Annotated in this window: 18 protein-coding genes; 11 read left to right on the top strand and 7 right to left on the bottom strand. The window is 52.0% G+C overall.

The window, feature by feature from the left end; translation table 11 throughout:
• From HMPREF3164_RS01945 to HMPREF3164_RS01955, 3 genes are all read right to left on the bottom strand, one after another.
• On the bottom strand, nt 1-319 hold a 319-nt coding region (locus tag HMPREF3164_RS01945; RefSeq protein WP_141744094.1), incomplete at its 3' end, for a tetratricopeptide repeat protein.
• Nucleotides 320-437: 118 nt separating this feature from the next.
• Nucleotides 438-1,487, bottom strand: coding sequence for a tetratricopeptide repeat protein (locus HMPREF3164_RS01950; RefSeq protein ID WP_070448605.1), 1,050 nt, complete (start codon nt 1,485-1,487; stop codon nt 438-440).
• 150 nt (nt 1,488-1,637) lie between these two features.
• A complete protein-coding gene (locus HMPREF3164_RS01955) occupies nt 1,638-4,166 on the bottom strand; it encodes a DNA gyrase/topoisomerase IV subunit A (protein ID WP_070448606.1) in 2,529 nt (842 codons plus the stop codon).
• Between the two features lie 213 nt (nt 4,167-4,379).
• Here HMPREF3164_RS01955 and HMPREF3164_RS01960 point away from each other — a divergent pair, with 213 nt between their 5' ends.
• Both HMPREF3164_RS01960 and HMPREF3164_RS01965 read left to right on the top strand, forming a co-directional pair.
• Nucleotides 4,380-4,976: a DUF5998 family protein gene (locus tag HMPREF3164_RS01960; RefSeq protein ID WP_013398920.1), complete on the top strand. Its 597-nt coding sequence runs from the start codon at nt 4,380-4,382 to the stop codon at nt 4,974-4,976.
• Nucleotide 4,977: 1 nt separating this feature from the next.
• Entirely contained in the window at nt 4,978-6,222 is a 1,245-nt protein-coding gene (locus tag HMPREF3164_RS01965; protein WP_070448607.1) for an alkaline phosphatase family protein, read from the top strand.
• Nucleotides 6,223-6,283: 61 nt separating this feature from the next.
• On the opposite strand, the gene sepH is transcribed toward HMPREF3164_RS01965, so the two are convergent.
• Entirely contained in the window at nt 6,284-7,375 is a 1,092-nt protein-coding gene (sepH, locus tag HMPREF3164_RS01970) for a septation protein SepH (protein ID WP_070448608.1), read from the bottom strand.
• Between the two features lie 323 nt (nt 7,376-7,698).
• Here sepH and HMPREF3164_RS01975 point away from each other — a divergent pair, with 323 nt between their 5' ends.
• Nucleotides 7,699-7,998: a DUF4193 domain-containing protein gene (locus HMPREF3164_RS01975; protein ID WP_004004482.1), complete on the top strand. Its 300-nt coding sequence runs from the start codon at nt 7,699-7,701 to the stop codon at nt 7,996-7,998.
• Nucleotides 7,999-8,064: 66 nt separating this feature from the next.
• Here the strand turns inward: HMPREF3164_RS01975 and HMPREF3164_RS01980 are convergent, their stop codons facing one another.
• A complete protein-coding gene (locus tag HMPREF3164_RS01980; RefSeq protein WP_070448609.1) occupies nt 8,065-8,514 on the bottom strand; it encodes a DUF3093 domain-containing protein in 450 nt (149 codons plus the stop codon).
• A 210-nt stretch (nt 8,515-8,724) separates the two neighbouring features.
• On the opposite strand from HMPREF3164_RS01980, the gene dut reads away from it, so the two are divergent.
• The 5 genes from dut to HMPREF3164_RS02005 all read left to right on the top strand — a co-directional run bounded on the left by dut (nt 8,725) and on the right by HMPREF3164_RS02005 (nt 13,627).
• Nucleotides 8,725-9,171: a dUTP diphosphatase gene (gene dut / locus HMPREF3164_RS01985; RefSeq protein ID WP_238382320.1), complete on the top strand. Its 447-nt coding sequence runs from the start codon at nt 8,725-8,727 to the stop codon at nt 9,169-9,171.
• Between the two features lie 108 nt (nt 9,172-9,279).
• Nucleotides 9,280-10,143 carry a DUF3710 domain-containing protein gene (locus HMPREF3164_RS01990; protein ID WP_070448610.1) on the top strand — a complete coding sequence of 288 codons (864 nt, stop codon included), beginning with the start codon at nt 9,280-9,282 and terminating at the stop codon, nt 10,141-10,143.
• Nucleotides 10,143-10,700, top strand: a complete 558-nt coding sequence (locus HMPREF3164_RS01995; RefSeq protein WP_070448611.1) for a single stranded DNA-binding domain-containing protein — start codon at nt 10,143-10,145, stop codon at nt 10,698-10,700. Before HMPREF3164_RS01990 ends, HMPREF3164_RS01995 begins: the two co-directional genes overlap by 1 nt.
• Nucleotides 10,693-11,433, top strand: coding sequence for a DUF3159 domain-containing protein (locus HMPREF3164_RS02000; protein WP_048754278.1), 741 nt, complete (start codon nt 10,693-10,695; stop codon nt 11,431-11,433). The genes HMPREF3164_RS01995 and HMPREF3164_RS02000 overlap by 8 nt, the downstream gene beginning before the upstream one ends.
• 88 nt (nt 11,434-11,521) lie before the next feature.
• On the top strand, nt 11,522-13,627 hold the full coding sequence (locus HMPREF3164_RS02005) for a hypothetical protein (protein WP_048754279.1): 2,106 nt from the start codon (nt 11,522-11,524) through the stop codon (nt 13,625-13,627).
• Nucleotides 13,628-13,743: 116 nt separating this feature from the next.
• Here HMPREF3164_RS02005 and HMPREF3164_RS02010 read toward each other — a convergent pair whose 3' ends face one another.
• Both HMPREF3164_RS02010 and HMPREF3164_RS02015 read right to left on the bottom strand, forming a co-directional pair.
• Nucleotides 13,744-14,397, bottom strand: a complete 654-nt coding sequence (locus HMPREF3164_RS02010) for a potassium channel family protein (RefSeq protein WP_004004494.1) — start codon at nt 14,395-14,397, stop codon at nt 13,744-13,746.
• Nucleotides 14,398-14,409: 12 nt separating this feature from the next.
• Nucleotides 14,410-15,177: a potassium channel family protein gene (locus HMPREF3164_RS02015; RefSeq protein ID WP_048751600.1), complete on the bottom strand. Its 768-nt coding sequence runs from the start codon at nt 15,175-15,177 to the stop codon at nt 14,410-14,412.
• A gap of 133 nt (nt 15,178-15,310) precedes the next feature.
• Between HMPREF3164_RS02015 and HMPREF3164_RS02020 the strand changes: the two genes are divergently transcribed.
• From HMPREF3164_RS02020 to dxs, 3 genes are all read left to right on the top strand, one after another.
• On the top strand, nt 15,311-17,356 hold the full coding sequence (locus tag HMPREF3164_RS02020) for an APC family permease (protein WP_246822562.1): 2,046 nt from the start codon (nt 15,311-15,313) through the stop codon (nt 17,354-17,356).
• Between the two features lie 111 nt (nt 17,357-17,467).
• Nucleotides 17,468-19,102: a class I SAM-dependent RNA methyltransferase gene (locus tag HMPREF3164_RS02025; RefSeq protein ID WP_070448612.1), complete on the top strand. Its 1,635-nt coding sequence runs from the start codon at nt 17,468-17,470 to the stop codon at nt 19,100-19,102.
• Between the two features lie 164 nt (nt 19,103-19,266).
• On the top strand, nt 19,267-21,276 hold the full coding sequence (gene dxs / locus HMPREF3164_RS02030) for a 1-deoxy-D-xylulose-5-phosphate synthase (protein WP_070448613.1): 2,010 nt from the start codon (nt 19,267-19,269) through the stop codon (nt 21,274-21,276).
• Nucleotides 21,277-21,368 lie beyond the last annotated feature (92 nt).

Consider the following 21,368-nt stretch of genomic DNA (forward strand, 5'->3'; position numbering starts at 1 on the left):
TGGACTGTTCCCGCTTGCCTGATTTGGCATAGGCTGCTCCGAGGTTGAACTGTGCGTCTGCGTAGGTTTCGGGGTCGGCTTCTTCGCGGCGGATGCTTGACAAGGCTTCGATGGACTGATCCAGCTCGCTCTGGGCATAGTAGGCGGCGCCGAGGTTGAGCTGTGCCTGTGCGTAGGTTTCGGGGTCGGCTTCTTCGCGGCGGATGCTTGACAAGGCTCCGATAGCCTTATCAAATCTGCTCTCTCCGAGGTAGGATATTCCGAGGTCAAGCCGCTCTTGGGCGGTCATCTGCTCTAGGGGCTTATTCGGTTCGGTCACGCCTGTTTCTCCTTGACGCAGTGGTTAGAAAAGTTCAAAGCCTTAGGTCTCACCTAAAACTTCATATTAAAAGGTAGCAGTATTACCCTTGGCCGCGTAGGAACAACGCTGTGGGCAGCTAGTGTTTATTCACCAGAGCAAGGTTACGTTGAGCTTCGGCGTAGGACTGCGGGTCGTCCTCTTTGAGGACATTGTTCCACGCGGTCACGGCCTCATCAAGAGACCCGTTGTTATAGTGGGCGATGCCCATGTTGAGCTGTGCCACAGCATATATGTAAGGGCTGTCGCTGCGCAGAACCCTGCTCCGGGCGGCAAAAGAATCTTCAAATAGTTCTTTGTCTTCGTACGCGCTGCCCAGGTTGTTTTGTGCTGCGGCGTACGCTTCTGGGTTGTCCTCCCGGCGCACGTTACGCCACACGGCGATCGCCTCATCAAGCTGCCCTAGCGGGGCATAGGTGAGGCCCAGGCTAAGCTGTGCCCGAGCGTAAACTGAAGGGTTATCCTCCCGGCGCACCCTTCCCCACGCGGCGATTGCCTCATCTATCCGCCCTTGATTCTTGCACGTAGAACCAATGTTGAACTGTGCCTGGGCGTAGGTTTCTGCGTCTACCTCGCGAAGCACGCCTCCCCAGCTTTGAAGGGCATCATCTGTCTTGCCCATAAGCTTATAGGTGTTGCCAAGGTTGAACTGTGCGTTAGTGTACGCTTCGGGGCTGTCGCTAAGCTGCACATTCCCGAACGCGGCGGCGGCATCATCAAGCCGCCCCATCGTCTGAAAGACGGTGCCAAGGTTATTCTGCGCCCACGCATAGGATTCCGGGTTGTCTTCACGAACAACACGGCTAAACGCGGCAACAGCATCATCAAGCCGCCCCATGTTCTTATAGAGAATACCTGCGCTGTTCTGCGCCGAAGCGTAGGCTACAGGGTTATCACGGCGATGGACATTGTTGTAGGCGGTCATCGCTTCACGAAGATTCCCCGCATCCTCGTAGACGTCACCTAGAAAGTACTGCGCCCAAGAGTACGCCCCAGGATTTTCACCCGCTGAAACCGTAGCCAGGATATGAACGGCGTCATTCAGCCTGCCCGCGTCGAGGCAATCTACACCAAGGTCAAGCCGCTCTTGCGCGGTCATCTGCTCCCGGGGCTTATTCGGCTCGGTCATGCCTGCCTATCCTTAATGCTGCGGTAGAAAAAATCCAGGTTTCACCTAAAACTTCACATTAAAGGTAGCAGTGTTGCCTCAACTTGCACAGAGGCAACACTGCTACCTGCCACACCGAAAGAAAAATAGCAGCAACCCAACTAAAAAAGGCTAGAACAACTTTTCTCCGTCAGACGCCATTTTTGCCTGCTCAGTGATAGCCGCATAGTTAGGACCTACCGCGCCGATCGCCTGGGTAAGGGGCACACCCGAGCCGTCACGTGAACCGTGCTCGGTCGGCAAGGAGCGTGCTACACCGCCCGGCGTGCCAGCCTTTGCGGGGCCAACGCCAACCCACGCCAGTGCCAGCTTCGACTCTCCCGTCAAGAAACGATGCGCCCGCACACCGCCGGTCGCGCGACCCTTCTGCGGGTACTCCGCCAGGGGAGTGACCTTCGCACTCGCCATACCATCCTGCCCATTCGTGACGGTCACAACCTCTGCGGCAGAACCCGGGGCGATCACGCCGAGCGCAATTACCGCATCCTGTGCGCCCAGCTTAATACCAGCGATACCGCCGCCCGCGCGACCCTGCGGACGAACCTTAGCCGCATCGAAGGTCAGAAGTTTCGCTTCCTGGGTGACTAACGTTAGGGCGTTATCGTCGGAAGAGCACACGGTTGCGGCAATGACCGTATCCTTTGGTTTGAGCTTGATAACGTCCCACTCCGTCTGGTTCAGCGGATACTCCGGGTTCACGCGCTTAATCACGCCGTTCGCCGTTGCCAGTGCAAGAACCTCATTCAACGGTACAATCCCCACCAGCTTCTCGCCCTTTGCTAGGGCAACAACCTCGGTAGCTTTGACGCCCGTAGTCAATACGGGAGTTCCCGAAGAATCATCGAACACCACCAAATCCATAACCGACAGGCGCACCATGCGCCCCATAGAGGTCACCGCGCCAATCTCGCCCCGCGCCGTCGTAGGAACAATAGACGTGAAGACGTCATGTTTAATACGTTTGCCCGGATCAACCAAAGCCTCACGCATTGGTTTACCCACCGTGCGCCCCAGTATGCCGGATGCCGTCAGCAGCACCCAACAGGGCTCATCGGCAATTTCAAGCGCCAACCCGAGGCTCTTCTTCGCCTTTGAGGCACCGTTTGAGACAGCCTCAATCGCAGACTGCATATCGTCTTTCGTCTTCAAAACGGTACGGCGATCGTTGCCGTACTTCTCGGCAACCTCGGCAAGCTCGTCAGATACCAGCTCACGCAGCGCAGAATCGGAACCCAAAATTCGCTCCAGTTCAGCGATCTCCTGGCGTAACTTATCACGCTCAGCCTCAAGCTCAATACGGGAATACTTTGTAAGCTGGCGCAGACGCAGCTCAAGAATATAGTTCGCCTGAACCTCCGTCAGATCGAAGACCGCCATCAGCTTCTCACGAGCTTGCGCGGTTTCATCCGAAGACCGAATAATCTCAATAACTTCGTCAATATCGACAATAGCAATCAGCAGACCATCCACCAAGTGCAGACGATCCTTATGCTTACCCAGACGGAATTCGGTGCGGCGGCGCACTACCGACAGACGATGATCGATATACACCCGCAGAAGATCAAGCAGCCCCAAGGTCTGCGGCTGCCCATTCACCAGCGCCACATTATTAATGCCGAAGGAATCCTCCAAAGGCGTGTGCTTATATAGCGAGGCCAGCACAGCCTGCGGATTAAAACCGTTCTTAATCTCAATAACAAGGCGCAACCCGTGTTTGCGGTCGGTCAAATCGACCACATCAGAAATACCGGTCAGTTTCTTGGCGTTAACGCCGTCCTTGATCTTTTCAATAACCTTTTCGGGGCCCACCATATACGGCAGTTCAGTCACCACAATACCCTGTTTACGGGGGGTCACCTGCTCAATAGAGACCTTGGCACGGGTCTTGAATGTGCCGCGCCCGCTTTCGTAGGCATCCTTAATACCGCTCAATCCCACAATCGTGCCGCCGCTGGGCAGATCGGGGCCGGGAATGAACTTCATAACCTCTTTGAGCGTGGCATCAGGATGCGCAATCAAATGCCGCGTACCCGCAATAACCTCGCGCAGGTTATGCGGAGCCATGTTCGTTGCCATACCCACCGCGATGCCGGTCGTACCATTGACCAACAGGTTAGGGAACGCCGCTGGCAGCACGCCCGGCTGCATGAACTGGTTATCGTAGTTCGGCACAAAATCAACAACGTCTTCGTCAAGATCCGCAGTCAGCGCCGTCGCTGCGGGGGCCATACGTGCCTCCGTGTAGCGGGCAGCCGCTGGGCCGTCGTCTAGCGAACCAAAGTTACCGTGCCCATCCACCAATGGCAGGCGCATCGCAAAAGGCTGCGCCAAACGCACCATCGCATCGTAAATAGCGGCATCGCCGTGCGGGTGCAGTTTACCCATGACCTCGCCGGTCACACGGGCACTCTTCACATGCCCCTTATCCGGGCGCAGCCCCATTTGCTGCATCATATAGAGGATGCGCCGCTGCACCGGTTTCAGCCCGTCGCGCGCATCCGGCAGAGCACGCGAATAAATAACCGAGTAGGAGTACTCCAAAAAGCTGGATTCCATCTCGGCAGAGACATCAATATCGACAATATTTTCGACAATATCAACCGGGTAATCTTCAACGGCGGACTTGCTGCGGCGTGCCATTTCTCTCCTTGAGGCGCACAATAATGCGCCCAATGTGGGGTGGGCGTATTCGTAATTCTATTCTACAGGTAGCGCAGAAAAATCCGCCCAAATGCCCTTCAAAGTAGCACAGGCGGCATGTAAAGCACTAAGGTATAAACTACAGTGTCTAACAACGGCACCACACATGCGCACACAAACCTGCCTTATTACCTATGACCCTAAGGAGTCTTCATGACAGCGACCGCATATGATCCGCGGGAAAAACTCACGGCCGATATCGAACGTGCAGGTTTCTACCCAGATTTAGTGCGTGACATTGTTGATGAAGCTCTTGCCGGTTTAGAACCAGAATCCCATTTTGTGCAGGTTGAAACGCATTTCAGCCATAATAATTTGCATCGCCATATCACGGTTTTAGTTGTTAGTGGATCTCTGCTGATTCTAGCGCATTTAGACGACCAGCACCTTGAAGAAGAAGGGCAGCAGACCGTAGCACATGTGGGCGTTGAAGCGGTTAAGCTGAGTTCTCTGCGTGCCGTCACTATTAGTTACGGGTACGATAATCCGCAGGCATATAAGCCCGGAACGGTCCCCACCGAACTTTCAATGCAGATAGCATGGACGGGCTCGCTGCACCTGGAACTGGCACCCGCTACCTGCCCCGATCCGCACTGCACCGCAGATCACGGGTATAGTGGTGACGCCAGCCGAGAAGATTTAGCCCTACGCGTCTCGGCAACAGCGGACGGTCCCGAAGCTATCCTTCAAGCGCAGCAGTTCGCCCGCGCCCTACACCGTGCACATATTCAGGTGAGCGAAAGCCGCTGATATGTCTGAATACCTCGATTACGCTGGAAATCCGGTGCCCCCGCCACCTGCCTATGGAAGCAACAGCGTGGCAGATGTTTTCGAATCGGCCGCATCACTGGTAGCGCAAAGAAGCTTACCGCGTGCTCAGCACCCATTAGATGATGAACCAGATTTCAGCCTGGACGCAGACCCACTCAACCTGGCACAGCGACTAACTGAAGCTGGGGCTGACCCAAACGGATTCCGTAATATCTGCCTGATCATGGTCGATGGTCTGGGAGAACAACTGCTGCAAAGCTACGGATCTTATGCGCCTTATCTAAAGAAAACAGTCTTTTTAGGGGCATTGGATGCGGCATTCCCCACCACGACTGCAGCGTCGTTGGGTTCGCTGGGCACCGCCTCCGCGCCGGGGGCTCATGGGATTGCTGGCTATGAGGTTCGCAACCCCACGACGAATACCGTGATGAACCATCTTTCGGGGTGGGATAAGAATGTTGATCCGCACGCCTGGCAACCCCTGCCCACCGTGTTCGAGCGGTACTGTACCGATAGGCGCGTGGTGACGATTTCACTGGAGAAATACCGGGGGAGCGGACTCACCGAAGCAAACTTGCGCGGCGGCGAATTTGTGGGCGCAGCCGACTATAACGCTCGTATCACTTATGCCTGCGAACTTCTGGCCTCGCGCACACCGACCTTGATATACCTTTACTGGGGAGAGCTTGACCAAGCGGGGCATCGCTACGGTGCGGGAAGTAACGAATGGCTTGAACAACTTGAAGAACTTAACCTGGCACTGCGTCGCCTTGCCGAACGTTCCCCGGCGTGGGCTGGTATTTTCCTCACGGCCGATCACGGCATGGTAAATGTTCCGCAGGAAAACCGCATCGACTATTCGGCGACCAAAGAACTACTGGAAAATGTCGCTATGACGGCAGGGGAACCGCGAGCGGTGCAGCTCTATCTGCACGATACTTCACCGGATGCCCGTCGCCAGAGCGCACAATATTGGGTTCGGCACTGGGGTGAGCATGCTTGGGTGCTAGATTCGCATGACCTGTATGAGCGGGGCTACTACGGCACGATAATTCGTGATGCAGCGCGAGAACGAATTGGCGATCTGATCGTTTGCGCTCGTGATGATTATGCGCTCTACGATATGCGCCGCCAGAAGGAACGCGCACTCGCTATGGTGGGGCAGCACGGTTCGCTGACCGATGCGGAGCGTCTTATTCCTCTGCGGTATCTGCCGACCTCGTAACGTCAAGGACGACAAGGCTAAATTGTCTGTGTCTTCAGGAATCCTAGTAAGAAATTAACTACTATTTACGCCCGCCGAAAAGGATATCATCCCATGCGGGAATGCTTCGGCGCTGCTTCTTCGAAGAACTGGTCTTGTTCCCATCACGATTGTTTTGGTGATGCTCACCTTTAGGCTCCGAAGTGTGATGAGCATGCTCGGGCGTCGAAGGAGCAGAGTCGTCGCTGTCATGTTCATCAACGGGTTCAACTGACTGCGGGGTATCCGGTTCAGGCTCATACACTTCCGGCTCTTCCACCACGGGAGTAACCGGGCGTACCGAGCGGGCGCGTTCGAGAAGCTCATTGAGTTTACGTTCGTCACGGCTTTCGCCCTTCAAAGAAGAGGTAGGCGCATTAACGTGTACCGGAGTCGTATGAGTAGTCACAAGCCGCTGCTGCACCGGGGCGGTTGCCTCCGGATGCTCTTCGTGCTCTTCATCTTCGCCGTCTAAAGAAGTTTTCTTAGCCGCAGCTGCCACCGCAGCCGGGCTTCCCATCAGGAAGTATGCTGCCTCATTTGATGCGTACAACCCTTGATTAGCCGGATTGTAGGTCCAACGAGCGGGGAACCGCACCTTCTCAGACAAGTTCGCGCGTGCCTCGTCGGAGAGCGCAAAGTCGGCTTCAACCCGCCACTGCCCGTTTTCTTTCTGCCGAGTTTCCCAATCCTGGGTGGCATCCTCAAAACCGTGCTGGTGCGCAATCTCGGCAATACGAGCCGCGAGGGTGACAGGAATTTGTCCTATGCCAGAAGCTGAATCACGTCGTCCCACTTTCACGTTTTGAGCGGCGCGAATAATGTGCGAGCGCTCCGCCACGATAGGCCACTCGTACCTGCGCACGCGCTCCGGTTCCCAGCCGGATTCTTCAGCAATTTCTTCTACGCTTGCACCCTGTCGGAAGCGAGTTTGAATATCACGCGGACCGAAAGACCCCTTAGTACCTCGCCCGCGAAGCGGCTGGATGCGTCGTGCCTTAGTGATGCTTGTGCGCAGATTCGCGTCAATTGGAAGGAGAAACCTAGTGCCGTCAGCAGACTCAAGCACCAGATTTTCACCGTCATCATGTACGCCAATCAGACGCAATTCAAGCATAAGAACCTCCAAATTCATGGGTGGGGCAACACCACAACCATGCCGTTATGCCGGTTTAAAAACATAAAGTTACCTACCAAGGGTACCGTGAGAGCCGCAAAAAACGGTAGTAAAACCCCCAAAACATCGTGAAAAAATCCTAAATTGATACCTTCCAAGAGGCCTTTATGACGGCTAAAAGTTCACTAACTGCGTCCCGATTAGACAAAATGGGTATCAATAGTGAACAATACCTGCATGCCGCCGTCGCATAACACGCTGATATGTGATGGGGTACTACCTATTTAGACCACCGTGGGCGGTAGGATTTCAGCCCACCAAAAACGACGGAGCGTGATAGTTTGGCAACTGATTACGATGCACCCCGCAAGCAGGATGACGAACAGAACGAAGAATCCTACGAAGAGCTGAACGCGCACCGTTCGGAGATGCAGTCCGGGGCGGTGGATGAGGATGAGAATACCGCGGCAGAAAGTTTTGAGCTGCCCGGTGCAGATCTCTCCAATGAAGAGCTCAACGTAGTGGTTTTGCCCGCACAGGAAGACGAATTCACCTGCGCATCCTGCTTCCTGGTTCGTCACCGCTCGCAGATTGCGCGTGAAGAAGACGGTCTGCTGTACTGCGTAGAATGCGAAGGATAAGAAGCTAAACCATACGACTCAAGGGCGGTTTCCTCAGGGAGACCGCCCTTTTAGCTGAGAAGAAAACTAGCCGTTTAGAATCTCGGCTATTTTTTCGGGGTTACGGGTTGAGGCAATCCAGTAGGGGGTTGGATCGGCAGGGGCGGTAATATCGAGGCGGATTTTTGGTGTAATCCAGCCGCGAAAACACATATATGCGCGCCCATCAAGGTCGGGACCAGCCGCAATACGGGCCTGTTCGCCACGAAATGCGTGTGTTTCACCCACATAAGCACGCTCAATACTTGCTCGCCCCACACGAACCCAATCCTGCGATATCTCGATAGTGGGCGCGGAGAAATATAAAATCCACCCGAGAAGAAGCGTAACAACGACAGCAGCAATAATACCCACCGGAATACCAATAGGAGCGCCCACCAGGTAAGATGCACCCCCGGCACACAGCGTGAGAAACCACATGCCAGGTCCAGGAGAAAGACGCTCATAATAGAGCGTATGAGGTGACGAAGAAGCCATCGTAATAGTCCTTCTAAGCTTGTTGGGTATCTGTTCAGATGGCGTCTAGAAAATAGAGTGTGTGCACCATCTGGGCAGAAAATCATATTCAACATTCTAACCGAGGTTATTTTCTGCGCACTCCAGCACCGTGCAGTACTTATGTGAAACTCCTGTACGCTAAGGGGGTAGAGATGACGTAGCCCCCGTATGTTCGGTAGAGTGAAAGACATGATTAATCCCATTGATGTCCAGATTAAAATGCTTGATGCAGAGCTCCCAGCACCGTCTTACACCAATCCTGGTGATGCGGGCGCGGACCTGCGTTCACGAGTAGATTTTGCACTGGCGCCTGGAGAGAGAGCACTTGTACCTACCGGTATTGCTATTGCTCTTCCCGAAGGATATGTAGGGTTGGTGCATCCGCGTTCGGGGCTTGCTACTAAACACGGCATCACAATTGTTAACGCACCGGGAACTGTCGATTCTGGGTATCGCGGTGAACTTATGGTGACGTTATTGAATACGGACCGTGCAAAGTCTTTCCAAATCAAGCGTGGTGATCGTATTGCCCAGCTTGTCATTCAGCGTTATGAACACGCTAATTTTGTGGTGGTAGAGAACCTTGACGAAACCGAACGAGGATCTCAGGGATTCGGCTCAAGCGGCTTGAAATAATCTTTTACCGCGTAATACGGCAGATAATAGACTTTAATCGCACAAAGAAATATACAATATCTGCATACAATATGAGACGCACTAACATCTACCAGTAAGGGATATTCAGTGTTTGGTTTTGGCAAGAAAAGCTCTGACGATGAGCGTAAGAAAGCAGAAGAGAAAACTACTAAGGTTACTTCTAAAGACTCCAAGAAAGAAGATGCTGAGCTAACCAAAGCTAAGTCTAAGTCCAGCCTTAACAAGGTCGATCGTGATGATGAAGAGCCCGAGGTAGTTATCTACGACCGTTCTGAAGGCCCCCACGATATTGGTGAGGTTGATGATACCGAAGAATACATCGACCTTGGTGCTCTATATATTAAGATGCTTGACGGCCTAAATCTGCGTCTTGAGATGGACGAAGGTACGGGAGCTGTAATTGCCGCAACCTGTATTCGTGCTGGTGGAACCCTCCAGATTCAGGCGTTCGCAGCGCCTCGTAGTACTGGCATATGGGATGATATTCGGCATGATCTTGCCGAGTCTGTGGCATCGCAGGGTGGAACCGCCGAAATGTATACGGGCGAGTTCGGCGCCGAGATGCTAACCCGCCTTCCCGCCACGACTGAGGACGGGAAACGAGGGGAGCGCATCGCACGATTCGTTGGCGTCGATGGCCCTCGATGGTTCTTACGCGGTGTTATCTCTGGCGAGGCTGTTCTAGGCAATGAAGAAGCTGCTGAAGCGATCGAAGAGGTCTTCCGTACCGCTATTGTCAATCGTGGCGACGACCCCCGCCCGCCACGTGAGCTATTACCCATGACGATGCCGGAACAGATATATACCTTAGACGACTCAGATGATGAAGAGCAGGAACCTGAGGAGCAGGAGAGTAGTCGAGAGACTGAAACGAAGAAAAAGAAGAACGAGGATAAACGCGAACTACGCCCAATGCCTCGTCGTGGACCCGAGATTACAGAGATTGGGTAATGCCGCGCATAGATAACAGCCACTCTGCCCCCGGTTCGGGGACTTCTTCTCAAGTTGAGGCGGAGTACCCCGAACGTTTTCGTGTTCGCCTAGCTGGCCGTATCGATCAGGTGTGGATTCCTGCTGTTCACGATAAACCTCTCTACCAAGCAGAACTTATCGTGGCGAAATCAAAGCCGCTTCAATGGGCCAGTCCTCTAGCTCTGATTGGTATGCCCATTGTTGAGCCTCCTGGCGAAGACTTTGACGATGAGCAGGAAGACTCGCAGAATGCTGAGACCATTATGCCTGATGGAGACCAGCAACAATCAGTTTTGGGGAAGAACCCCATGACGGAGAGCTTAGAAGTGCGGTTCCCCTCACGTCCGCCGTTTTCTGTAGGAGAAAGAGTAACCCTTATTTGGCATGGGCAGCGTATGGTTCCTGGTTTATTGGCAGGGTGCCTGCTGCGGTGCTCTGGGGTTATCTCAACGCACACGTACCCGCCCGTGATGTACAACCCCCGATACGAGATTGTTCCCCAATACTTCTTAGATAAGGATCCGCGACGTGGTTAATACTCCACATGACCCTCAGCATTTGAATAACCAGTATGCCTCTGACGGCGCCCAGAGTGCAGAGACAAACTCGATATCGGGGCAAGAGTCATTAGGTAAGAGCCTAAGTGCTTCTTTGGGGGGCAATATCCGCCGCACAGAGTCAGGTCATGTGGATGTGCTCCATGCAATTGGCGGGTGGCGTGGACTCGTAGAAACTTCTCTGCCTTCACTACTCTTCCTTATCTTCTTCACGGTCACCAAAGATTTAAACTTGGCCTTAGTTATCGCGGTAGCAGCTGCAGGTATTTTTACCGTGCTGCGCCTTATACAGCGCAGTAAACTCATACCTGCGGTGTCGGGTATTGTGGGTGTTGCAATTTGTGCTTTCACTGCTTTTCGCACAGGGAACGCTGCCGACTACTATTTGCCGGGGTTTTGGACAAACGGCATTTACAGTGTTGCGTTCATAGCTTCGATTATCGTGGGTTGGCCTCTGGCGGGACTCATTTTCGGGTATATCAGGGGAGAGCAGCTTACCTGGCGGCAAAAACCCGAACGTTTGAAAGCCTATAAGCTGGCAACGTGGATTATGGCGGCTGTCTTGCTGTTGCGACTTGCGATCCAAATACCGCTTTACTATATGAACGCTACCGAAGTTTTAGGTGCTATGCGCATCGTTATGGGGCTGCCTCTGTACGCGGCGGGTATCTGGCTGGCGTGGCGAGTATCTGATCCGGCTGAAACCTTATAAAACTCTTTACGTCACTAAGCATGCTTAAAGTATGCTTAGTGACGTCTTTGTAGCCTCCTGGTCTATCCAACCACCCAAGGAGTAAGTTATGGTAAGTATTTTAAAATCATTATATGCTAAATCTATTTTAATTTTTGCATTTTTTATTAGCGCGTGTGCAGTAATTCTTATTGCATTACGTGGAGATAATCCAGTAAATGTCGTATCTGGTGCTGTTATTTTTACAGCGTCTGTTATTCTTTCGCGATTTTTGTGGTATGTACTATGGGAGTTGATATTAGGTGCTTATAGGTATGAAGTTACAAAGACAAAATTTTTTGAGATTGTAGCCTGGGGGTATCTTCCCTTAATGTTTATGGGTTTAGCTATTTCATTCGATGATAAAAGTATCTGGGTATTTACAATATATACATTTTTCTCACTTTTAATATTAGATACCATGGTTATCCATACTCTTTATTTCCTTGTTGGTCAAGAATATAGTGCGGAAAATCTGTATACCCAGGTGGTGAAGCCTAGAGATTCTTTTGCTTTTATACGAACATTGGGGGAGGCTAAAAGTGAAAGTCAGAGGTATTTGAACTATAAAAAACCTATTTCACAGGAGTCTATAGAATATTTTAATCTAGAAATTGATGGGCGCAAAACTCGTGTTAGAGAATACGTATTCTGGGCAGGTTATGTCGATTATGTAAATTATATTATGCTGTTGCATAAAGATATTTTGAATCTTTCTGATGAGGACACCGTGGAAACATATAGCAATCATCGGCATTTGGCCCAGGCATACCGTTATTTACATGACGCTGAGAACCACTGGGAGTCTGGACATGAATCTATTAAAGCAGATGATGAAGCGATAAGGCATGCTTATGCCTTTATTCGGAGTAAAGCCCAACGTCTTGAAGATCCTATAAATAAGATTAAAATTCCCGTACTGCGCTCTCACATAAGCAAAGATTTAGAGCTGCGCCGAGAATGTTTTGAAAATGCTAAAACTAAAGTTGCTTCATTAGCTCCGCAGCTAAGTGATGTATTACTGCAGGGACGGCAACAGAAGAGTTCAATAGTTGAACCAATTATTATGTATTCTGCTGCACTTGATAATCTATTAAGCGATATTGATGATAATCTTACTGAAGCGGAAAAACAGCTGTTGTTAGTTTCTCGCAACGTATCGGACGAGCAACGCATCAAAATATTCAAGAGTGCATATATTGCGCAGGATGCAGAAGTTGCTCTTTGGATTCTATTTTTTAAACTTCAAGAATTTCTTAAGGAATGGGAAAAATCTGTTGATGCTCCCGCACATATTGAAGAAAGTTCTTCTCGTCTTGCGCATTATCTTTTTGATTTTGCACAAGATCATGAAAATAGATTCTTCAAAAAATATTTTGATAGTCGCATACAAGAAATAAGTAACTATGCGAAGTCTCTTGAGTCCGAAGAATTTTATGCTGTTGCAGACCATTTTTTGGAGTGGGTTATGAGGATATATCAAGGTTTTCCTATTCCTATGCCACAAGATATAAAAGATATTTTTGAACAGACTCTAATTTCTATAATTCAAAAAATTGCGGAACGTCTTCTCATTGAAACTAGAATGTATGCGCCTCTGGGTTATCTCTCTCTACAGCCAGAAGATATTAAGGAATATGCTCAGCTGCAACGCATCCAAGATCTTTTAGAGACTGAGCATGAGAGCACTACCCGAGTTCTTGAAGACCGCCAAGAAGCGCTCCGTTTGGTGCGGGCATCCCATGAATGGGCACAAGAAACCGGAAAATATTTATACCCAGAACTCTCAGGACGCCTCGACGCGCAAAATTTCGTGCTTGAAGCTCAACGTTATGCCGTTCCCACAACTGTTGGTGTTTTCAGTGTAAATGCTGTTTTGAAGAAGCTGCAGGAACTTGACCAAAAAGAAAGTGAGAAAACCGGGAGTGGCCGAACCTACTGGTTCCCGGTTCAGAACGTTCTTACACACGGAACCTATGCAAACAGTGCTACTCCCGAAACGAGCGGCTGGGATGTCGATCCTTGGCAATACTCGTGGGGATCCTGGTACGGCGACGGCTTTACTCCTGCCGACAACAGCTCCTCAGACTCTGGAATTAGCTTTAGCGGAGGTGACGGCGGAAGTTTTGACGGTGGCGGCGGAGGCTTTGGCGGGGGAGACGGCGGAAGCTTTTAGACCTCACACAATCCTCAGCCATCATTAGAGACGCTAAACGTGCGTCTATATTTCGCGCGTTTCAGCTGAGAAATAGCTCGTTTTCGTTGGTGATCTAGGAGGGGCAGAGAGATAACCTAGGCGAAGAGCGCCCGAATTTGGTCTTCTCCGTCAAGCGTCGTGATGAAGAAAAGTTCGTCGCCACCCTCAATAACAACATCGGCGGAAGGTGCAACCGGAACACCATCGCGCAAGATGGCGGTGAGTACCGTATCGGTTGGCCATTGCACATGGTCTATCCTGTAGCCAATCACAGGATGATCGAGCGGTACCGTATACGCCGCCAACGTCGCCCCGCCGGCCTGAAGTGTAAGCAGACGTACCACATCGCCCACCTCGACGGCTTCCTCCACGAGGGCCGTCATCAAACGCGGAGTGGAAACTGCCACATCCACGCCCCAGGCATCATCGAAAAGCCACTCATTCCGGGGATTATTTACACGCGCTACCGTGCGTTGTACACCAAACTCGCTGCGGCACAGTAGAGATACCATCAGATTAACTTTGTCATCACCGGTTGCGGCAACAATCACATCAGCGGTATTCGGGTGAACCTGGCGCAAAACAGACAGCTCACAGGCGTCACCAATATGCCAGCGCACTCCCGGCAGGTCGGTACGTTTTTTCATCTCAGGTTTGGAATCAATAATAGTGACAGTGTGCCCATTCGCCTTGAGCTCCTTAGCGATAGATGCCCCCACGGAACCGGCCCCAACAATAAGTACCTTCATGTTATAAGCTCCTTATGCTTTCGGGCGACGACGATCGCCGGGGTGCTGCGCCGGGTCTATCGGCTTCGCATGGAACCAATCCAGCCGGGGATCGGTACTGTACTCGACGTCTTCATCAGTACGAGGCGACCGTGAAAGAATCCGAGAGACTTCGTTAATATCGTCCGTGCGCATCATAATGTGTACGGTATCTCCCTGTTGATAGGCGGTATCTGGGCGTGGAAGCATGCCTTCACCGAATCGGGTAATGTAGGCGATGCGCACCCCGGCAGCACGCTCAATATCCACGAGGGCATGACCTGCCCATTGTTCATGCAGTGGAATCTCAGTAAGCATGAGCCTGCCCGATGGCTCCCGAAAATCACCCTTGAGCGCCTGCTCCGGTAACAGACGACGAAGCACCTGATCCGTTGACCACCGCACGGCGGCTACCGTGGGAATACCTAGACGCTGAAAGAATTCGGCACGATTTGGGTCGTAGACTCGGGCAACAACATTTTTTACTTTGAAAGTCTCACGCGCCACGCGGGCGGCAATAATATTTGAATTATCTCCCGAAGATACAGCAGCAAAAGCGTACGCGTCCGAAATACCCGCCTGTTTGAGCGTTTCTTGGTCAAAACCGACGCCGGTCACCAACTGCCCGCTGAACCCTTTACGTAAGGGCTGGAAAGCTCGCTCATCTTGATCGATAACGGCTACCGTATGCCCCGAAGCCTCTAGAGTACGGGCAAGCATAACTCCCACACGACCAGAACCCATAATGACGAAATGGGGCATGTGCTTTCCTCCTCAACAGACGACCGGTTTTCCTGTTAAGTGTACCGAGTAAGACCACTAAACGCCCGATGACCTGCGAAACACGCGGCAAATAAAATTGAGCTTTACCCCGCAGGCGGATAGCCTTAAACCTGTGAAATATCGTTGGGAAAAAATTCGCAGCGCCTTCACCGGTAAGCCGGTAGATTCGCGTCAAGTAGCGGCCATGTCGCTGCCTAAGCGTTTTGCCCTACCCCTTTTCGGCTCTGACGGTATTTCATCTGTCGCATACGCCGCCGACGAGATTATTCTGATGCTCGCCGTTGCGGGTAACGCAGCCATTGTCTATGCCCCTTGGGTTGGGTTAGCGGTCGCCGTCGTAGGTCTTATGATCGTAGGAACCTACCGATACAACGTTAATCAGGTTGCTGCTGAAGGCGACTTTGAACTAGTGCACCGGCGGTTGGGCAGTAAACCCGCCGTTATTTTGGGGGCCTCGGTACTTCTTGATTTCGTGCTTACGGTTGCCGTTTCCATGTCGTCGGCGGCAACATTCCTGGTGGCACTCTACCCAGAATTACAAGATCATCGCAGCGCCATCGCAATACTGCTCATCATTATTTTGACCGTAGTGTCTCTGCGCGGTCTACAACTCATGGGAAAGATAGCACACTGGCCGCTCTATATTTTCCTCGCGATCCTAGGCGTTACGCTGTGCATTGGAATTATCAAATCCTGGATGGGTGTGCTTGCTAAAGCAGAATCGGCAAACTACTCGGTACTCCCCGAAAACGTCGATTCACAGCTGATTGGCATAGCGTTCTTCTTCTTGATCTCACGGTCTTTTTCAGCGGGTGCCGTTGCGCTCTCCGGAGTTTCCACGATCTCGAACTCCGTGCGTTTCTTCCGGCGTCCCAAAAAACATAATGCCGCCCTCACCCTCATGATTATGGGTACCATAACGGGTGTGCTTCTCGTCAGCATACTTTACATAGCCCAAGTTACCGGCGTTACTATGGTGCATGACACCACACAATATTTGTTGATTGAGGGGCGCGCGCCGGGCGAATTCTTCCACCAGAAACCCGCGCTCTATCAGATAGCACTCGCTATCTATGATGGTGCCCCGCTCATACCTCAGCTGCTTGTTTTTGCCACCGTTGCAGTGCTGACCATAGCGTCTTTTACAGCTTTTATCGGTTTTCCGTTGAGTTCATCTGCTCTCGCTGATCGCAGGTATCTGCCAGTTCAGCTACGGAGTATCAACTCTGTGGGCCTCTACCGTAACGGGGTTCTCCTGCTGGCTGTTATGGCAACATGTCTAACGTTGCTTTTTGGCTCGGATATTTTCTCGCTCATTCAGCTCTATCTCGTGGGTATGTTCCTCTCGATGCTGCTCACTCAGGGATCGGTAGTGAGCTACCGCATCCGAAAACTGCGCATTACACTGGCATTTACTTCGCGCCGACACCTGATCCGTGACCTAGCCGTCAGTATCATCGGGGTTATCGTGACTGCCGCTGTACTCATTACTGTTGTTGTCACTAAGTTCATGGCAGGTGCCTGGCTTTCGCTTCTTATAATCGCTACCTTGTTCGGGGGCATGATGATAACCCGTAAACACTACGATGCCGTCATCAAAGCAGCAGAAATACCATATGAAGATCTAGAAACCGCCGATCTATCCTCGCTGCCTTCACGGGTGCACGCCATTGTTTACACGAAGGACCTCAACAAACCCGTGCTTCGTGCCCTAGCCTATGCGCGCGCATCCCATCCTTCAACGCTGGAAGCTCTGACCGTTAATAACGACCAGGCCACTCTTGACGATGTGAAGACTCGCTGGGATCGCATGCGGATTCCTGTACGACTCTCGGTGATTGACTCACCCTACCGCGATACCGTCCAAGCCGTACATAACTATGTGCGCCGTATTCAGAACAATACATCGCGGGATGTTATTGCCGTTTACATTCCAGAGTTTGTTCCAGAACATTGGTGGCAGCGCCTCATTCATCCGCGAACTGTCAAACAGCTTAAGAAAGTTTTAGAGCAAGAACCTAATGTTATTCTTGTGACTGTTCCGTGGAGCATTCATGAGAATGCAACGTCCATCGATACCGAGGATATTGATACCTCCGTTCACTCCCATAAAAACGATACGATGTATCGGGGCTCAACCCACACAGAAGAAACGTGATATTCCATGAGAACCCTTGAGATTTTCTCATGCTTATGGCAGGGTTGAACGGTTATTTAAAAATAAGCGGTGTAGAATGCTTCACATCAGAATTCTGTAAGGAGAAGACGCGTGAACACCCCTGAAATCAGCACAGTACGTGACTCCGGTGCGGATAACGTTACCTCGGAGCAGGGGTACACTATAGGCGATCTAATCCAGGTAACCTGTGAGACACCCGCCCACGGAGGTGCACTCGTTGCACGTACGCACGCCGGGGTCGTTTTCGTACGGCACGGTGTAGTGGGTGAAGAAGCCCAAGTTCGGATTACCGCAATAGGCCCCAAAAACCGTTTCTACTTTGCAGATGTTGTAGCCGTCAAAGTGCCTGCACCAGTGCGCCGTAAGCATCCCTGGGCACAGGCAGATGCCCTCAAAACCCCCGAAGAACGTCAGAAACTCACCGGCATAGCAGAGCTTCTTGGTGGGATGGAATATGGACACCTAGAACCCTCTGAACAACGGCGTTACAAAGCCGAGATCGTACGAAATCAGCTTCATCGCCTAGGCGGCATCCCTCTAGAATCACCACTCTTAACAAACCTTATCGTTGAGTCTATGCCTAATCGAGACCTCGTCGAAGGCGACCTCTCCTGGCGATCTCGTATACGGTACACTACCGCTAAAAGCATTGAAGACGGTACCACGTATTGGCGCATCGGCATGTACCCCTACCACAGCTCGCAGCCGGTACCCGTCGTTGATTTTCCCCTCGTGGCACGCGAATTACGTGATCTAGAACTTCACAAGCTCAACCTGCGGGGCGTTCGAGAACTGGAAGCAACACTGTCTTCACGCGGACGTATTCTGCTCCAGTTCATGGTTGACCCCCGGTTTGAGACAACCCACGTTGCCAAAGAGATTGAAAGGCAGTGCATCCAGCTTTGGGGCGAGCTTGCTAAGCGTAAAATCTCGCTTTTCTTCACTCCCTATAGCGGATCGAAAGCAAAACCGAGCAAGCGTTCGGGGCAGCCCAGCGTGCATAGCCCTTATCGGCGTGTGCGTCAGGGAGATATACTCCTTGGCGGTGGGTTACGTTCCGTAACCGAAGAAGTAAGTTTTGGTCCGCGAAGGTTCAGCTATCAGGTCTCCGCAGGTGGCTTCTGGCAGATTCACCGCTGTGCCCCCTCAACTCTTATGGGCACCATGTTGACCATGCTCCGCCCAACATTGGGCGAATGCGCCCTCGACCTATACGCCGGTGCTGGGCTCTTTACAGCAGCGCTCGCGGATGCTGTCGGCTCAGAAGGAACGGTTATCAGCGTTGAAGGTTCCCCGGTAACACACCGTGATGCGCGTTCCAACTTCGCGCCGGATGGTCCTTCCCGAAGCGATAACTCCAAGGAAACCCGTGTTGAGGTTATTCGCGGAGACGTTGCACAAAGCCTTCAAGATCTTAAAGCAGCACATAGCCTTGGCCAGATACCTACCCCGGATGCCGTGGTACTTGACCCATCTCGTGAAGGGGCGAACCGCAAAGTTTTGGAACGCCTCAACGAACTCAAACCCGGGCGCATTCTATATGTGGCATGTGATCCTGCAGCCTTGGGACGCGATACAGCTATTTTGCGTGAACTAGGCTGGGATCTCGTACAGGTACGGGCATTTGATATGTACCCTAATACGCATCATGTTGAGACGCTCGCTCTTTTTCACCGTGCGCCTGCGCGTATTCGTCCGGCGCGTCTGTCAAAACGTCATAAGTAAATTCCCGTAGATACAGCAAAACTGTATGTACCTAAGATGGCGAACACGGTAACCATGACTTTTTTCGGCAACCTTCAAATGGGTATATATAACCCAACCCGTTAGAATTTAACTGTTAGACCTAGAGGTACATTGTTGACCTCAACTGTGCAGAAGGAGAGTGTATGTCTGCTGAGAACGAGGCGAACAAGGAATCCTCAGGGCTCTTGTCCGATATTCGTGAACCTCGGGATTTGCGCCCCCTCAGCTACGAGCAGCTGCGTGAACTCGCTGAAGAGATCCGTCAGTTTATAGTAACGAATGTTTCTGCAACGGGTGGTCATTTAGGTCCCAATCTTGGCGTTGTTGAGCTGACTCTTGGTATCCACCGTATTTTTGATTCGCCCCACGATTCTATTCTCTTTGATACAGGGCATCAGTCCTATGTGCACAAGCTGGTGACCGGTCGTCACGCCTTTGACACCCTGCGCCAAAAAGGCGGGTTGTCGGGGTACCCGGATCGTGGTGAGTCTGAACACGATATTATTCAGTCCTCGCACGCTTCATCATCAATTTCCTGGGCTGATGGTATTTCACGCGCCTACGCTCTCAACGGAGAAAATGACCGCTATACGGTGGTTTTAATCGGTGATGGTGCGTTGACCGGAGGCATGGCCTGGGAAGCCGTGAATAATATCGCTGCCGACCGTAGTCGTAAAGTTGTTATTGTAGTCAATGACAATGGTCGATCGTATGCGCCTACTATTGGCGGTTTTGCTAACCAGCTGACGGCACTTAAGCACGAGGTGCAGCAGCAGGTTGACCGTATGCGTCTTGACCATCGATATGATCGGGCGCTTGATGCTATGCGCCGTGGTCTGCAGCGTGGCGGCCCGCTGGGGCAGATGATTTACCGGGGGCTGCACGGCATGAAGGTCGGTATTAAGGACGTTGTGGTCCCCAAGGGTATTTTTGAAGATCTCGGCATGAAATATGTTGGTCCAATTGATGGGCACGATCAAGAAGCTGTTGAGACCGCCTTGCGTGCCGCTAAGAACTACGGCGGCCCGGTGATTGTGCACGCTATTACAGAGAAAGGGCACGGCTACGCTCCGGCACGTGCGAATGATGATGATCAATTCCATGCGGTAGGAAGGATTGATCCTCTTACCGGTAAGCCCGTATCAACCAGCACCGAAGAGTCATGGACGAGTGTTTTCGGTCGTGAGATCAAACAGATCGCGGATGAACGCGAAGACATTGTGGGCATTACCGGTGCCATGCTCATTCCTGTTGGCCTACGTGAATTCGCGCAAGCGCATCCGAACAGAGTCATTGATGTTGGTATCGCAGAACAGCACGCCGTTGCTATGAGTGCGGGCTTGGCATACGGCGGTATGCACCCTGTGGTGGCACTCTATGCAACATTCTTAAACCGTGGCTTCGACCAGCTCTTGATGGATGTTGCTCTTCACAAGGCGGGCGTGACTCTGGTTCTTGACCGCTCCGGCATCACTGGACCTGACGGCGCAAGTCACCACGGCATGTGGGACTTATCGCTTTTGCAGTTTATTCCTGGGTTAAACTTGGCCGCCCCACGCGATGCTGCGACGCTTCGTGAAGCGCTTCGTGAAGCCGTCGCTATTGATGATGCACCGACCGTTGTCAGGTACCCAAAGGGGTCGGTGGGTGAAGATATCGCTGCCCTGGAACGCCGCTCTGACGGGGTGGATGTGCTGACCCGCACCGGGCGACCGCATCCTGAAACTGGGCAGCGCGATGTGCTGTTTGTTGCCGTTGGCGCTATGGCACGGGTAGCGCTCGAAGTGTCTGAGCGCCTTGCCGAGCAGGGCATCCATTCGACGGTGATTGATCCGCGATGGGTTATGCCGGTTCCGCATTCGGTGGTGGATTTTGCACGAGACCACCGCATCGTTGTGACTCTCGAAGATGGTGTGCGCGCGGGCGGTGTGGGTTCACGCATTCGCCAAGAGATGCGTGCGGCTGGCGTGGATACGGCGTTGAGTGAGCTCGGTTTACCGGCAGAATTTATACCGCATGCGTCACGTGAGGAAATCCTGGAAGATGTTGGTTTGTGCGCGGAAACCATTACTGCCGATATTCTCGCGCAGCTTGCGGGCGATAAGGTTCCCTTCGCACGCGAGGAAGGACAAAAACCGCGGCATACCCAGTAATTTTCTTGTGGTGATTGACCGAGTGCAAAAAATAAAACGTTGGGGTGTGTAGATTTTCACACACCCCCTAACGTTTTTATTGACACGAAATC

The sequence above is a fragment of the Rothia sp. HMSC08A08 genome (assembly GCF_001808385.1).
Taxonomy (GTDB): Bacteria; Actinomycetota; Actinomycetes; order Actinomycetales; family Micrococcaceae; genus Rothia; species Rothia dentocariosa.